The 15,183-nt window shown below is 57.7% G+C and carries 11 protein-coding genes; 3 read left to right on the forward strand and 8 right to left on the reverse strand.

All coding sequences use genetic code 11. The annotated features are described in order from the left end of the window. Positions 1-217 precede the first annotated feature (217 nt). A complete protein-coding gene (locus tag KB892_RS00110; protein WP_004151405.1) occupies positions 218-2,548 on the reverse strand; it encodes a Tex family protein in 2,331 nt (776 codons plus the stop codon). A gap of 100 nt (positions 2,549-2,648) precedes the next feature. Beyond that, positions 2,649-3,122, reverse strand: a complete 474-nt coding sequence (greB, locus tag KB892_RS00115; RefSeq protein WP_002920503.1) for a transcription elongation factor GreB — start codon at positions 3,120-3,122, stop codon at positions 2,649-2,651. A gap of 227 nt (positions 3,123-3,349) precedes the next feature. Between greB and ompR the strand changes: the two genes are divergently transcribed. Both ompR and envZ read left to right on the forward strand, forming a co-directional pair. Continuing rightward, positions 3,350-4,069, forward strand: coding sequence for an osmolarity response regulator transcription factor OmpR (ompR, locus tag KB892_RS00120; RefSeq protein WP_001157751.1), 720 nt, complete (start codon positions 3,350-3,352; stop codon positions 4,067-4,069). Next, positions 4,066-5,421: a two-component system sensor histidine kinase EnvZ gene (envZ, locus tag KB892_RS00125; RefSeq protein WP_062954950.1), complete on the forward strand. Its 1,356-nt coding sequence runs from the start codon at positions 4,066-4,068 to the stop codon at positions 5,419-5,421. The genes ompR and envZ overlap by 4 nt, the downstream gene beginning before the upstream one ends. Positions 5,422-5,498: 77 nt before the next feature. On the opposite strand, the gene pckA is transcribed toward envZ, so the two are convergent. From pckA to KB892_RS00150, 5 genes are all read right to left on the reverse strand, one after another. Beyond that, entirely contained in the window at positions 5,499-7,121 is a 1,623-nt protein-coding gene (gene pckA / locus KB892_RS00130) for a phosphoenolpyruvate carboxykinase (ATP) (protein WP_002920331.1), read from the reverse strand. 360 nt (positions 7,122-7,481) lie between these two features. Next, entirely contained in the window at positions 7,482-8,366 is an 885-nt protein-coding gene (hslO, locus tag KB892_RS00135; RefSeq protein ID WP_004188324.1) for an Hsp33 family molecular chaperone HslO, read from the reverse strand. A gap of 18 nt (positions 8,367-8,384) precedes the next feature. Further along, on the reverse strand, positions 8,385-8,786 hold the full coding sequence (gene hslR / locus KB892_RS00140) for a ribosome-associated heat shock protein Hsp15 (RefSeq protein WP_002920326.1): 402 nt from the start codon (positions 8,784-8,786) through the stop codon (positions 8,385-8,387). Then, positions 8,783-9,466: a GMP/IMP nucleotidase gene (gene yrfG, locus KB892_RS00145; protein WP_002920324.1), complete on the reverse strand. Its 684-nt coding sequence runs from the start codon at positions 9,464-9,466 to the stop codon at positions 8,783-8,785. The genes hslR and yrfG overlap by 4 nt, the downstream gene beginning before the upstream one ends. 60 nt (positions 9,467-9,526) lie before the next feature. After that, positions 9,527-11,656 (reverse strand): intracellular growth attenuator family protein, encoded by a 2,130-nt coding sequence (locus tag KB892_RS00150; protein WP_002920322.1) that lies wholly within the window; start codon positions 11,654-11,656, stop codon positions 9,527-9,529. A gap of 320 nt (positions 11,657-11,976) precedes the next feature. Between KB892_RS00150 and nudE the strand changes: the two genes are divergently transcribed. Next, on the forward strand, positions 11,977-12,537 hold the full coding sequence (gene nudE / locus KB892_RS00155) for an ADP compounds hydrolase NudE (protein WP_002920321.1): 561 nt from the start codon (positions 11,977-11,979) through the stop codon (positions 12,535-12,537). A gap of 53 nt (positions 12,538-12,590) precedes the next feature. Here nudE and mrcA read toward each other — a convergent pair whose 3' ends face one another. Then, positions 12,591-15,149 (reverse strand): peptidoglycan glycosyltransferase/peptidoglycan DD-transpeptidase MrcA, encoded by a 2,559-nt coding sequence (gene mrcA / locus KB892_RS00160; protein ID WP_002920318.1) that lies wholly within the window; start codon positions 15,147-15,149, stop codon positions 12,591-12,593. Positions 15,150-15,183 lie beyond the last annotated feature (34 nt).

Consider the following 15,183-nt stretch of genomic DNA (forward strand, 5'->3'; position numbering starts at 1 on the left):
CAAAGTCAGCCTGTAATCAAAAATGCGCGAAATATTATTTCGGCGATCTAATGTTTAATTAAGGTTTCTGAAGTTAACGAAATGAAAATATTAATTTCGCTGCCTTTCAGGCGTGGAATAAAAGCAGGTTATCAGAAACAACTGAAGCTGTTTTGCGCGTGATGGCGATGGCCTGGTCATGAAAAAAAACTGCCCCTGAAAAAGGGGCAGGGAGAGTTTAGCGTTTTTTACCCATCGCTGCGGCGAGGGCATCCATCATCGCGCTGTTGCCGGCAGGCTGCGCCTCGCGACCGCGGGGTTTGGCGGCTTTTGCGGCCGGGCGGTTACCCTGCGGGCGCTCCTGACCACCGCCGCGGCGGGCGTGGCTGTCGCCCGGCTGCTCGTCGAGACGCATGGTCAGGGCGATACGCTTACGCGGCAGATCGACTTCCATCACTTTGACCTTGACGATGTCGCCCGCTTTCACCACGGTGTGCGGATCCTCAACAAACCGGTCAGAAAGCGACGAAATGTGTACCAGTCCGTCCTGATGAACGCCGATATCAACAAACGCGCCGAAGTTGGTGACGTTGGTGACGGCACCTTCCAGAATCATTCCCGGCAGCAGGTCATTCATGGTCTCCACACCATCGGCGAACTTCGCGGTCTTAAACTCCGGACGCGGATCGCGGCCCGGTTTTTCCAGCTCTTTGATAATGTCGGTGACCGTCGGGACGCCAAACTTCTCATCGGTGAAGTCCACTGCCTTCAGGTGGCGCAGCGCACTGCTATTGCCCATCAGATCTTTTAGCGCCTGCTGGGTGGCGGCCAGAATACGTTCGACCACCGGGTAAGCTTCCGGGTGAACGGTGGAGGCATCCAGCGGGTTGTCGCCGTGGTTGATACGCAGGAAGCCCGCGCACTGTTCAAAGGCTTTCGGCCCCAGACGGCTGACTTTCAGCAGCTGCTGGCGGTTCTGGAACTGACCATTCTCGTCGCGCCAGGCGACGATGTTCTGCGCCATCATGCGGGTCAGGCCGGCGACGCGGGTCAGCAGCGGAACGGAGGCGGTGTTCAGGTCAACGCCGACGGCGTTCACACAGTCTTCCACCACCGCGTCCAGCTTACGCGCCAGCTGGGTCTGGCTGACATCGTGCTGATACTGGCCGACGCCAATGGATTTCGGGTCGATTTTCACCAGCTCGGCCAGGGGATCCTGCAGACGGCGGGCGATGGAGACCGCGCCGCGCAGCGACACGTCGAGGTCCGGGAACTCCTGCGCCGCCAGCTCGGAGGCGGAGTAAACGGAAGCCCCGGCTTCGCTGACGATCACCTTCTGGGCGGTGACCTTTGGGAACTGCTTCTGCACGTCGAGGAAGAAACGCTCGGTTTCACGCGAGGCGGTACCGTTGCCGATGGCCACCAGCTCAACGTTGTACTTCTCACACAGCGCGGCGACGGCGACGGCCGCTTTGGCGGCCTGGCCGGTGTGGGGATAGATGGTATCGGTAGCGACCAGTTTACCGGTGGCGTCGACGACGGCCACTTTCACCCCGGTGCGCAGGCCCGGATCGAGTCCCATGGTGGCGCGCAGCCCGGCGGGCGCGGCCATCAGCAGATCGTGCAGGTTGCGGGCGAAGACGTTGATTGCCTCGTCCTCCGCGCGTTCGCGCACGGTGCCCATCAGCTCGGTTTCGAGATGCATCAGGACTTTGATCCGCCAGGTCCAGCTGACGACGCCTTTACGCCAGCTGTCCGCCGGGGCGTTATTCAGGCGCAGGCCCAGGTGGTCGATAATAATTTGCTCGCCGTGGCTCTCTTTCGGCGGCTCGTCAAACTGCGGGTCAGCGTTTAAAGAGAGCTGCAGGACGCCTTCGTTGCGACCGCGGAACATCGCCAGCGCGCGATGCGACGGCACGGTGGCGATCGGTTCATGGTGATCGAAGTAGTCGCGGAATTTAGCGCCTTCCTCTTCTTTACCGCTGAAGACGGTGGAGACCAGGTGGGCGTTTTTCCACAGATAGTCACGGACCTTCGCCAGCAGCGCGGCGTCTTCGGCAAACCGCTCCATCAGAATATAGCGCGCGCCGTCCAGGGCCGCTTTGCTGTCGGCTACGCCCTTATCGGCATCAATATATTTTGCGGCCTCCGCTTCCGGATCGTGGGCCGGTTCGTTCCACAGCAGGTCAGCCAGCGGTTCGAGCCCGGCTTCGATAGCGATCTGCCCGCGTGTACGGCGCTTCGGCTTGTAGGGCAGGTAGAGATCTTCCAGTTCGGTTTTGCTGAGCGTGGTGTTGATGGCTTTTTCCAGCGCGTCGGTCAGTTTGCCTTGTTCAGCGATGGATTTGAGGATCGCCTGACGACGGTCTTCGAGTTCGCGCAGATAGCCGAGGCGAGTTTCCAGATTACGCAGCTGCGTGTCATCCAGACCGCCGGTGACTTCTTTACGATAACGTGCAATAAACGGCACGGTGTTCCCTTCATCAAGCAGGCGAACGGCAGCTTCTACCTGTTCGGCTCTGGCCTGAAGTTCACCCGCAATAATGCGGCAGAGCGAATCATTCATCATGGCTTTTAATTCATCTTTAGGGTCAAAAAACAGGGACTAGTTATACGGACTGACGGCTAAAAATACCAGCCGCGCCGGGCGTCTCTCGGAAAGTTCTTGTCTATTTAACGTATTCGATCTCGTTGACATACCAGCTGGCTTCGCCCGCCGGCGTGTTGACGATGGCCAGATCGCCAACCTCTTTTTTTAACAGTGCGCGCGCCATCGGCGAGTCGATGGAGATATAGTCTTTGCGGCCAAAAATTTCATCGTAACCGACGATGCGAAAGCGCTTGATATCGCCTTCATCGTTTTCAATCTCTACCCAGGCGCCGAAGAAGACTTTACCTTCCTGTTGCGGCGAGTAATCGACGATTTTCAACTGTTCCAGACATTTGGTCAGATAGCGGACCCGGCGATCGATCTCCCGCAGGCGCTTTTTGTTGTACTGGTAGTCCGCGTTCTCGCTGCGGTCGCCGAGACTGGCGGCCCAGGTCACCTTTTTGGTCACTTCCGGACGCTCCTGGCGCCACAGGTAGTCCATCTCCTGCTTCAGTTTTTCATATCCCTCGCGGGTGATCAGCGGCGTTTTCATCGTGAGTTCAACCTTCTGACTGTCTGTCGTTGCGCACAATTTGTAGCGCGTAATAATACCGACAGGATAAATACTGTGTCTTATGATTAAATGTATACTTAACCTGCTGTTAAATATGCTTTGTAACAATTTAGCCTGGAATATATACCAGATTTAGCTGGTGAGCGCGCCGGGCTTTTTTGAGAATACGCACTGACTATTGCAGTGAACCTTTGGGAGTACAAACAATGCAAGAGAATTATAAGATTCTGGTTGTGGATGACGACATGCGCCTGCGTGCGCTGCTCGAGCGTTATCTGACCGAGCAGGGCTTCCAGGTTCGTAGCGTGGCGAACGCCGAACAGATGGATCGTCTGTTAACCCGTGAATCCTTCCACCTGATGGTGCTGGATCTGATGCTGCCGGGCGAAGATGGTCTCTCTATCTGCCGTCGTCTGCGCAGCCAGAGTAACCCGATGCCGATCATTATGGTGACGGCGAAAGGCGAAGAGGTCGATCGGATCGTGGGTCTGGAGATCGGGGCTGACGACTATATTCCGAAGCCGTTTAACCCGCGCGAACTGCTGGCCCGCATCCGGGCGGTGCTGCGCCGCCAGGCGAACGAGCTGCCGGGCGCGCCGTCGCAGGAAGAGGCGGTTATCGCCTTTGGTAAATTCAAACTGAATTTAGGCACCCGCGAGATGTTCCGTGAAGACGAGCCGATGCCGTTGACCAGCGGCGAATTCGCGGTCCTGAAGGCGCTGGTGAGCCATCCCCGTGAGCCGCTGTCGCGCGATAAGCTGATGAACCTCGCCCGCGGCCGCGAATACTCTGCGATGGAGCGCTCCATCGACGTACAGATCTCCCGCCTGCGCCGCATGGTGGAAGAGGACCCGGCGCATCCGCGCTACATCCAGACCGTCTGGGGTCTGGGCTACGTCTTCGTCCCGGACGGTTCTAAGGCATGAAACGCGTGCGCTTTTCGCCGCGCAGCTCCTTTGCTCGCATACTGCTCCTGATCGTCACCTTGCTGTTCGTCAGCCTGGTGACGACCTATCTGGTGGTACTGAATTTCGCGATCCTGCCGAGTCTCCAGCAGTTTAATAAAGTGTTAGCCTACGAAGTGCGTATGCTGATGACCGACAAACTGCAGCTGGAGGATGGCACCCAGCTGGTGGTGCCCCCGGCGTTTCGTCGTGAAATTTATCGCGAGCTGGGGATTTCGCTCTATTCCAATGAAGCGGCGGAAGACGCAGGCCTGCGCTGGGCGCAGCATTATGAATTCTTAAGTCAGCAGATGGCCCATCAGCTTGGTGGCCCCACAGAGGTGCGGGTAGAGGTCAATAAAAGCTCCCCTGTGGTGTGGCTGAAGACCTGGCTGTCGCCCAATATCTGGGTGCGGGTGCCGCTGACCGAGATCCATCAGGGCGACTTCTCGCCGCTGTTCCGCTATACCCTGGCGATCATGCTGCTGGCGATAGGCGGCGCCTGGCTGTTTATTCGTATTCAGAACCGCCCGTTGGTGGATCTGGAGCACGCGGCGCTGCAGGTCGGGCGCGGCATTATTCCGCCGCCGCTGCGCGAGTATGGCGCCTCCGAAGTGCGTTCGGTGACGCGAGCCTTTAACCATATGGCGGCGGGCGTGAAGCAGTTGGCTGATGACCGTACGCTGCTGATGGCCGGGGTCAGTCATGATTTACGAACCCCGCTGACCCGCATTCGTCTGGCCACCGAGATGATGGGCGAGCAGGACGGCTATCTCGCGGAGTCGATCAACAAAGATATCGAAGAGTGCAACGCCATCATCGAGCAGTTTATCGACTATCTGCGCACCGGGCAGGAGATGCCGATGGAGCTGGCGGATCTGAATGCGGTGCTGGGGGAAGTGATCGCTGCGGAGAGTGGCTATGAGCGGGAAATCGCCACCGCCCTGCAGGCCGGCGAAATTCCGGTACGTATGCACCCGCTGTCTATCAAGCGCGCGCTGGCGAATATGGTGGTCAACGCGGCCCGCTATGGCAATGGCTGGATCAAGGTCAGCAGCGGCAGCGAAGCGAGCCGGGCCTGGTTCCAGGTAGAAGATGATGGACCGGGGATTAAACCTGAGCAGCGGGAGCACCTGTTTCAGCCGTTTGTACGCGGCGACAGTGCCCGCAGCACCAGCGGCACCGGGCTGGGGTTGGCGATTGTTCAGCGTATTATCGACAATCACAACGGCCGGCTGGAGATTGGCTCCAGCGAACGCGGCGGGTTACTGATCCGCGCCTGGCTGCCGGTGCACCGGATGCTGGCGCCGATGAAACCCGCCAGGGAGAGCTGATCGCGCCCGCGGTTAGCTGCTCAGGATGTTGCACAATAAAAAGCCGGGCAAGCCCGGCTTTTTCACCTTTGCGCCCGTTAGCGCTGCGGTCCTGCCGCCACCAGCGCGGCGCCCGCTGGCGTATCGGTATACTTCTCAAAATTCTCAATAAACAGCTTCGCCAGCTGGTCGGCTTTTTCCTGCCACTGCTCCGGGGAACCATAGGTGCTGCGCGGATCGAGGATGTGGGTATCCACGCCCGGGAGCGCCGTCGGGATCTGCAGGTTAAACATCGGCAGGGTAAAGGTCTCCGCGTTGTCCAGCGAGCCATTGAGGATGGCGTCGATGATCGCGCGGGTATCTTTAATCGAGATGCGCTTGCCGGTGCCGTTCCAGCCGGTATTGACCAGATAAGCCTGCGCGCCAGCCGCCTGCATGCGTTTGACCAGCACTTCGGCGTACTGCGTCGGGTGCAGCGACAGGAAGGCGGCGCCGAAGCAGGCGGAGAAGGTTGGCGTGGGTTCGGTTACGCCGCGCTCGGTGCCGGCCAGTTTGGCGGTAAACCCGGACAGGAAATGGTACTGCGTCTGGTCGGCGGTCAGGCGGGAGACCGGCGGCAGGACGCCGAACGCATCGGCCGTCAGGAAGATCACTTTGGTAGCGTGACCCGCTTTAGACACCGGCTTAACAATGTTGTCGATGTGGTCGATGGGGTAGGAGACGCGGGTATTTTCGGTCTTTGAACCGTCATCGAAATCGACCGTGCCGTCGGCGCGTACCACCACGTTTTCCAGCAGGGCGTTGCGGCGGATGGCGTGATAGATATCTGGCTCGGCCGCTTCAGAGAGCTTGATGGTCTTGGCGTAGCAGCCCCCTTCGAAGTTAAACACGCCGTCGTCATCCCAGCCATGTTCGTCATCGCCAATCAGGCGGCGTTTCGGGTCGGTGGAGAGGGTGGTTTTGCCGGTGCCTGAGAGGCCGAAGAAAATGGCGACATCGCCTTTCTCGCCGACGTTGGCTGAGCAGTGCATGGAGGCGATGCCCTTCAGCGGCAGCAGGTAGTTCATGATCGAGAACATCCCTTTCTTCATCTCGCCGCCGTACCAGGTGCCGCCGATCAACTGAATGCGCTCGGTGAGGTTGAAGGCGACGAAGTTTTCCGAATTGAGGCCCTGCTCTTTCCACTGCGGATTAGTGCATTTCGCGCCGTTCATCACGATGAAGTCGGGCTCGAATTCAGCCAGCTCTTCATCGCTCGGACGGATGAACATGTTTTTAACGAAGTGCGCCTGCCAGGCCACTTCGGTAATGAAACGTACGCTGAGACGGGTATCGGCGTTGGCGCCGCAGAAAGCGTCGACGATAAACAGGCGTTTACCGGACAGTTGCTGGGTCACCAGCCCTTTCAGATGCTGCCAGGTTTCCTGCGAAAGCGGCTTGTTGTCGTTTTTACCTTTGCCTTTATCGGACCACCAGACGGTGTCGCGGGTGGTGTCGTCGCGCACGAGATACTTATCTTTCGGAGAACGACCGGTAAAAATGCCCGTGTCGACGGCGATAGCACCCAGAGTGGTTAATACGCCACGTTCGTAGCCTTCCAGGTTCGGGTCGAGCTCTTCCTGAAACAACATGTCGTAGCTGGGGTTGTGGACGATATCCTGGACGTCATTGATACCATAAGCCTTGAGATCCTGCGGGGTTAAACCATGATTAACGCGCATGTCACTGCTCCTTAGCCAAGATGTACTGCTGTAAATTGTAGGGTTAATTGCCGGGTATTGACCGCGACCAGGCTCATAGATTTACGTATCTCGACATTCCTCAGAATGACGATAAAAACGGTGACTCCTGTCACGAAGTGGAGTGGATTATCTCAGGAAATGGACGGATGGTGGGGTTAGATGTTTCTCAATGGTTAAAAAGTAATTAAAAAAACTGCTGAAATGTGAATGTAATCGCTTTCCTGAAATTAAATTACGTAACTCTTTCAGGGAAAATCGATTCAACTCGCGAATAAATTAAAAGTCAGGCACAACGCGACAAACAACATTGCCGCCCTGTGCCTGAGAAAGATGCGGGGATTAATGAACCTGCGGATCGGCCGGAGAGGCGTTATTACGGATCTCGGCAATATCCATGGCATTGAAGATATAGTGGTTACCGCAGTAGTCGCAGTGCATATCAATTTCGCCTTCGTCGGCGAGGATGCTATCAATCTCTTCATCCGGCAGCGTCTTCAGCGCGCCGGCGCAGCGTTCGCGGGAGCAGGTGCACTTGAACTCCACGCTCTGCGGGTCGTAGACCGTGACTTCTTCTTCATGGTACAGACGCCACAGCACATCATTTGCCGGCAGGGTGAACAGCTCTTCCGCCTTAATGGTCTCGGTAAGCGTCGCCAGGTGCTCGAAGTCGGCAGTCTGGGCATCCTGCGCCGGCATCACCTGCAGCAGCATCCCGCCCGCCATCGGCTGGCCTTCATGATCGCCGGTGCGGATGATAAGGCGCGTCGGCAGCTGCTCTGAACGCTGGAAATAATCTTCCAGGCAGGCGGCCAGCGTATCGCCTTCCAGACCGACCACGCCCTGATAGCGCTCACCTTCTTCCGGAGAGATGGTAATGACCAGGTAGCCGTTGCCGACCATCGTTTTCAGATCCGCATCGTCCGCAATCTCGCCCTGCACGCGCGCGACGCCGCGCAGCTGCTGCTGGTTATTGCCGTTGATCACCGCCAGCTGTAAAGGGCCATCCCCCTGCAGCTGCACGGTAATGTCGCCGGCAAACTTCAGCGTCGCGGTCAGCAGACTGGTGGCGACCAACAGCTCCGCCAGCACCGTTTTGACCGGTTGGGGATAGGTGTGATTCGCCAGAATCTGTTCCAGGGTTTCCGACACCGTCACCAGCTCGCCGCGCACGGCATAGTTTTCAAACAGATAACGATGTAATTGATCGTGTTGAGTCATAATCATCTCTCTTTCTGGCGCGAGTTATTCACTCTCGCCGTGTTTAAATCTCATCAGGTCGCGGCGCTCTTTCTTGTCCGGACGTCTGTCAGGGTGCGGCATGGTCAGGGCGTTCATTTTGCGCGCCAGGGCCATTTTTTCACGCTTCTCGATACTCTCCGCCGTCTCTTCATACAGGTTGACGGCTTCGCTTGCCGGGCGGCGCTGTTCGGTAATGCCGATAATGCGCACCGTCCGCTCGTCGTTGCCCTGGCGCAGCGTCAGCATGGCGTCGAGTTCGACGATTTTTCCGGGTTTGCTACGTTGTCCGTTGTAATGCACCTTGCCGCCTTCAATCATTTCCCGCGCCAGCGCGCGGGTTTTGTAAAAGCGGGCGGCCCAAAGCCATTTGTCCAGTCTGACGGTTTCGGTGGGCTTCTCTTTCATCGCCTCTCCTTCGGGGTAAGCGAAGGGATCAGTCGTCGGTAATCATTCAGCCCCGGATGGCGCAGATACTGCTTTTCCGCCAGTCCGGAGTCAGGATTGGTAATACCCAGGCAGTAACGAATGCCAAACTCCCTCGCGGCATCCAGTATCGCCTCGCTGTCGTCGACAAACAGCGTTTTGTGCGCCTCAAGGCCAGTTTCCTCCGCCACGGCGCGCCACAGACGCTGATCCTCTTTCGGATAACCAAATGTGTGGGTGGAAAGTAATAAATCAAGGTGCGCGTCCAGGCCGGTGTGTTTGAGCTTCACCGCCAGATTGTGGGGATGGGCATTGGTCAACAGAATGCGTCGCTTACCGCAGGCCTTGAGCGCATCAAGGAACGGCACGGTATCCTCGCGCAGCGTGGCGCGCGGACCTTGTTCGCTGGTCATCGCACAAATATCCAAACCCAGGCGCTCGCTCCAGTAATCCAGACAGTACCAGTTTAGCGTATGCTGCACGGCGTGATACTCCTGGCGCATGGCCTCTTTCGCCTCCTGCAAATTGAGGCCGCGGGCGGCCCCCCAGGTTTCAGGCACCAGCGTTTGCCAGAAGTAGTTGTCGAAGGCGAGGTCCAGGAGCGTGCCGTCCATATCCAGCAGAACGGTATCGACCTCCTGCCAGGCGATATCAAAGTGCATGATGACTCTCCAGCGAGCGGAAAATGGGCGACAGGGTATCACACCCTGTCGCCGGGAAAATTAATCTTGCGAGTCAGATGAGGGGAGCAAAACCGGATTAAGGCAGCTTTCGTAATATTTCTGAATCTCTTCCATACGCTGACGATGGCGTTGATAACGACGCAGGGCCTGCACGGCGTGGTAAGCCATGCACCCCACCATTGACAGCAGCAGCAGGGTGATGCCCAGATAACGCCACAGGCCGCTGCGGTCGGGGATGCGATGCAGGTTGATATGCTGCGTGCCGTTGGCGTCAGTAAACAGGTTGGTAACGATACCTTCGGCATGGAAGGGGGTATGCATGAGCATACCGGCCAGCCGCCGCAGTTCGCCCCACTGCTCATGGGCCGGATAATCATACAGACTCACCGCCGGCCACGGCTGATTGACCAGTACGCTGCCCTCATCGCTGGCGATAAGAAAACCGCCGGGAGCCGGGCTGTTCAGCGCCTGCGCGGCCCGCGAGGTTTCGCGTATCACAAAGGGCGCGGTTGAGGTGGTCACCAGATTCTCCAGCGACTCGGCGCTGACCGGCCGCAGCAGCACGTTCACGCCATCCAGCTTGCCGGCGGTGGCGCGCTTGGTTAACGTTTCCCAGTTACGGGTATTGCCAAGATTGACCAACGCATTCTTCAGCCGCAGGCAATCATCCTTTGCCGAGCAGAGATCGTTAGTTTTCTGCACGATATCGCCGAAATCATCCAGTAGCACCATGCCTGATTTCTGAATGGCGGAGCGTAGGGCAGGGCTGACGCGGGAATCATCGTCGGTTTCCGGGTGCAGCTGGCGCTGGACGGACTGCATCAGGGCGGTCGCTTTGCTGACAATGTCAGACTCCGGCAGCGGCAGAGGAGGGGCGTCGTTCCACACAATCTGTGAACAATCGAAAGGCAGGAACGGCGAATCCTCTTTGGCGGACCAACTGCCCGGCGTGCGGATGTTACACATCCCGGTACCGGTCAGGCGCAGCGTATCGCCAATGCGCACATGGGCTTTTTCCAGCTGGCTGACGGTAGTGGCTTCAATCGTTTGCGCGCCCTTCAGCCACGACAGGGTGAACTTAAACGGCATATTCAACGGTACGCTGGCCCACAGCATAATCACCACCACCAGGGCGCCGGCGGCGATAATCGCGCTGCGTAGCCAGTACTGCAGCGGGAAGTTTTTCACTTCATCATGAAGCGACAGGTAGCGTCCCTGACGGGCCACGTGGCGGTTGAGATAGATATCAATATCGGTCTGCTGCCCCAGGTCCTGGGCAATCCAGGGTTGCCAGTGGCGAGGATAGATGAGATCGATAATGCCCAGCGAGATGTTATTGATTTGCTCCTGATCGTTTTCGCCAAACAATCCCCAGCGCTTAGGGACGCCCCGCAGGCAATGGATTTCGCGCAGCGCGGCGCGACGCGGCGGGGCATAAATCCCCCACAGTCCGGCGGCGAGCAGCAACAAACCTGCGGCGACCAGCCAGGGGGTAAAGACAGCTGGCCCAATCAGGCTGAAATAAAAGAACAGAAAGGAGGCGACGATCAGGATCGCTTCGCGCAGCCCGTCCGGGCGATTCAGAGCGTGTTCTTCAGGCGTTTCCCGACGGATCTGCCGCAACTCTACCTGCTCGCTCTCTTCGCCGCGAATGGAGGCCTGGGTGGCCGAAGCGCGTTCCAGGGCGTAGCTTTGCGCTTCCTGGCGATAGTCGCTCAGGCTATGACCGTTAAGGGTGATAACCAGCGGCAGGCTGTCGGTGGGGATCAGCTCGACGCTGTTTTCATCGTTGATATGCTGTTCCCAGAACGGCGGCAGATGAACTTCAACCGAATCGAGGAAATAGCGCCATTTATTCGGCGCGTCGGTGGTGATCCCGTAGCGGGTGATGGCGCGTGTCACCGCATAGACGGTATCACTCTGTTCGTTCAGCGCCAGAGCGACAGGCGCGCTGGTCGCACCGGACGCCGGCACCTGCTGGGCGTGGCTCAACTCGGCAACATACTTCTCAATAGCCTGGCGCTCATCCGCAGGAAGCTGCCGCGTGGTAGCGTCGCTAAAGGCGAGCAGTAGGGGGAGTCGGCGGCGTCTGGCGTGAGCGCGATACCACCATCCGATGAGCAATACGCAGATTAGCAGAGCTGTAAGGAATATCAGAAAGGTGCCCATGCCCATCCCATCAAAGTTATTTTTTTCTTACGAAATCGTCGGTGAACGTGAAGACTAACGTCAAGCTGCAGTGTTAGCGGCGCACCTGTTTACAGGGTAGTGAATATGTCATGCAGCAGCGCACAAGCTTACCAAAAACGTTAAAGCGCAGAAATCGGTAAATTCTCAAAGCGAATTCAAGCTATTGACTTTTTTATCTTTATTACTTTTCCCCCTGCAGGGAAAAGGTTACAACTCTGTAAATAAGTAGCAATTTGGATTGCCGAAAGCGTGTTGCGTATCGCACAATGACTGCTTAATCACAGCATAGACCGATGACAATGAGCAAATCATTACAAAAACCCACCATTCTCAATGTTGAAACTGTCGCCCGTTCGCGCCTCTTTAATGTCGAAAGCGTCGATCTGGAGTTCAGCAACGGTGTGCGTCGCGTTTATGAACGTATGCGGCCTTCCACCCGTGAAGCGGTGATGATTGTGCCGATTGTGGATGATCACATTATTTTGATTCGTGAGTATGCCGTGGGGACGGAGTCCTACGAGCTGGGCTTCTCCAAAGGGCTGATTGATCCAGGTGAAACCGTGGATGAAGCGGCCAATCGCGAGCTGAAAGAAGAGGTTGGCTATGGCGCCAATAAGCTGACGTTTTTGAAGAAGCTCAGTATGGCCCCCTCCTACTTCTCCAGCAAAATGAATATCATGGTGGCGGAAGATCTCTATCCGGAGTCACTGCCGGGCGATGAACCTGAGCCGCTACCGCAGGTGCGCTGGCCGCTGGCGCAGCTGATGTCGCTGCTGGATGAAGAAGATTTTAATGAGGCCCGTAACGTCAGCGCGCTGTTTTTAGTGCGGGAATGGCTGCAGGCCCAGGGCCGACTCTGAACGAGCGTCCACGCTAAGCAGCAATAAAAAAGCGCCCGCAGGCGCTTTTTTTGTCAGAACAATTCGTGGGTTTCACCGCCGCCGTCAGTCAGGGTGGTGCCCACCTCACGGACTGCCTGCTGGGTGGGCTGGGTTCCTTCAATAAAGTACTCCGCCCGGCTATTGCCCCCATTCGCCAACTGACCGGTGCTGCGGTCGATATTCACCGTGACGATACCCGGCGGCGGAGTTAACGGTTCTTCCGGAACGCCTTCCAGCACGCTCTTCATAAAGCTGTCCCAGGCCGGCTGGGCGCTTTTGGCACCGCCTTCATAGCCAGAGATCTGATCTTTAATCGCTCCGGAGGCGGTGGTCCGGCCAAGATCGCGACGATGATCGTCAAAGCCGATCCAAACCGAGGTCACCACGCCCGGTCCGTAGCCTGAGAACCAGGCGTCCTTCGAGCTGTTGGTGGTCCCGGTTTTCCCACCGATGTCATGCCGCTGCAGATCGCGTCCGGCGCGCCAGCCGGTGCCCATCCAGCCCGGCTCGCCAAAGATGTTGCTGTTCAGCGCGCTCTTGATCAGGAAGGCCAGCGGTGTGTTAATCACATGCGGCGCGTATTCCTGTGCGCCGCTCTGCGCGACCAGCGACTGGTTGGCCTGCTCCAGCTGCGGCTGCGGCGGCACGTTGCCATTCTGCGGTTCCGCGGAGGTGGCGACATCTTCCACATCCTTGTTTTCCAGCACGTTGGATTTTGGCGTATCGCCGTAAATTACCGGTAAATCACACTGCGGACAGGCAATTTTCGGACGCTCCTCGAAGAGGACCCCGCCCTGATCGTTCTCAATCTTACTGATAAAGAAAGGATTGACCAGGAAGCCGCCGTTGGCCATCACCGAATAACCGCGAGCGACCTGCAGGGGCGTAAAGGAGGCTGAGCCCAGCGCCAACGATTCCGTGTGGACAATGTTCTGCGCCGGGAAGCCAAAGCGCTGCAGGTACTCGGCGGCGTAGTCTACGCCCATGGCGCGCATAGCGCGCACCATCACCACGTTTTTCGACTGCCCCAGGCCCTGGCGTAAACGAATCGGACCGGCATACTGCGGCGGCGAGTTCTTCGGCCGCCAGTCGGAACCTGCGCCCGCATCCCAGCGCGAGATCGGCACATCGTTGAGCATACTTGCCAGCGTTAAGCCTTTATCCATCGCGGCGGTATAGAGGAACGGTTTAATGTTGGAGCCGACCTGGCGCAGCGCCTGGGTGGCGCGGTTGAATTTGCTCTGGTTAAAGTCAAACCCGCCGACAAGGGCAATAATCGCGCCGTTTTGCGGGTTAATGGAGACCAGCGCTGAGTTGACGTCCGGGAGCTGGGACAGCCACCAGCTGTCACCCACCTTGCGTACCCAGATCTGCTGCCCGGCCTGCACAACGTCGTTGACTTTACGCGGGGTCGCCCCTTGCTGCGTATCAGAGATAAAGCGACGGGCCCAGCGCACGCCCTCCATCGTCAGCGAAACGGAGTTGCCGTTAGCCAACAGCGCGACAGCCTCCTGGGCATTCGCGGAGGTGACCACCGCCGGGAAAAGCGGACCGTAGCCAGACTGACGCTTCAGCGAATCGACGATCTTCTTCGTCTCCCACGGCGTTTCACCGACTTTCCACAGTACGCTGGCCGGGCCGCGGTAGCCGTGACGCATATCGTAATCCAGCACGTTATTGCGTACCGCCTGCTGGGCCGCCTGCTGGTTTTTACGGGTAATGGTGGTGTAGACCCGATAACCGTCTTCGTAGGCCTGCTCACCGTAGCGATTCACCATCTCCTGGCGCACCATTTCACTCAGGTAAGGGGCGGAGAAGGCGATTTTCGGCGCGTGATAGCTGGCGTCGATGGGTTCGCTGCGCGCCTCATCGTATTGCGCCTGGGTGATGTATCCTTCGCTCAGCATACGCGACAGCACCACGTTGCGACGGGCGGTCGCGCGATCCATCGAATAGAGCGGGTTAAAAGTGGAAGGCGCTTTCGGCAGACCGGCAATCACCGCCATCTCACTCAGGGTCAGCTGGTCGATAGGTTTGCCAAAATAGACCTGCGCCGCGGCGCCGACGCCATAGGCGCGGTAGCCGAGGTAGATCTTGTTCAGATACAGCTCAAGGATTTCATCTTTATTCAGCAACTGCTCGATGCGGATGGCCAGAAAGGCCTCTTTAATCTTACGCATCAACGTCTTCTCGGGGCTGAGAAAGAAGTTACGCGCTAACTGCTGGGTGATGGTGCTGGCGCCCTGGGAGGCGTGGCCTGAAAACATCGCCACGCTGGCGGCGCGGAAAATACCTACCGGATCGACGCCGTGGTGCTCATAGAAGCGGCTGTCTTCGGTGGCGATAAACGCTTTCACCAGCTCGGGGGGAATTTGCTGCAACGTCACAGGGATACGGCGCTTTTCGCCGTACTGCGCAATAAGCTCACCGTCGGCGCTATAGACCTGCATCGGGATCTGCAAACGCACATCCTTCAGGGTTGCGACGTCGGGGAGTTGCGGCTCTATGTATTTGTAGAGGCCAAAAATCGAGCCTGCTCCCAGCAGTACGCAACAGACTGCAAGGATCAATAGATACTTTACGAACTTCACCGGTGTTTTCCCATTTAGTTTTATTTGGGCAGTT

This window comes from Klebsiella sp. P1927 (assembly GCF_018204675.1).
Taxonomy (GTDB): Bacteria; Pseudomonadota; Gammaproteobacteria; order Enterobacterales; family Enterobacteriaceae; genus Klebsiella; species Klebsiella pneumoniae.

Excerpts from the sequence above, each read along its gene's own strand:
- yrfG (WP_002920324.1), bottom strand. The coding sequence starts at position 9,466 with ATGCACTTTGATATCGCCTGGCAGGAGGTCGATACCGTTCTGCTGGAT.
- pckA (WP_002920331.1), bottom strand. The coding sequence starts at position 7,121 with ATGCGCGTTAATCATGGTTTAACCCCGCAGGATCTCAAGGCTTATGGT.
- hslR (WP_002920326.1), bottom strand. The coding sequence starts at position 8,786 with ATGAAAGAGAAGCCCACCGAAACCGTCAGACTGGACAAATGGCTTTGG.
- hslO (WP_004188324.1), bottom strand. The coding sequence starts at position 8,366 with ATGATTATGACTCAACACGATCAATTACATCGTTATCTGTTTGAAAAC.
- KB892_RS00110 (WP_004151405.1), bottom strand. The coding sequence starts at position 2,548 with ATGATGAATGATTCGCTCTGCCGCATTATTGCGGGTGAACTTCAGGCC.
- KB892_RS00150 (WP_002920322.1), bottom strand. The coding sequence starts at position 11,656 with ATGGGCACCTTTCTGATATTCCTTACAGCTCTGCTAATCTGCGTATTG.
- greB (WP_002920503.1), bottom strand. The coding sequence starts at position 3,122 with ATGAAAACGCCGCTGATCACCCGCGAGGGATATGAAAAACTGAAGCAG.
- nudE (WP_002920321.1), top strand. The coding sequence starts at position 11,977 with ATGAGCAAATCATTACAAAAACCCACCATTCTCAATGTTGAAACTGTC.
- envZ (WP_062954950.1), top strand. The coding sequence starts at position 4,066 with ATGAAACGCGTGCGCTTTTCGCCGCGCAGCTCCTTTGCTCGCATACTG.
- ompR (WP_001157751.1), top strand. The coding sequence starts at position 3,350 with ATGCAAGAGAATTATAAGATTCTGGTTGTGGATGACGACATGCGCCTG.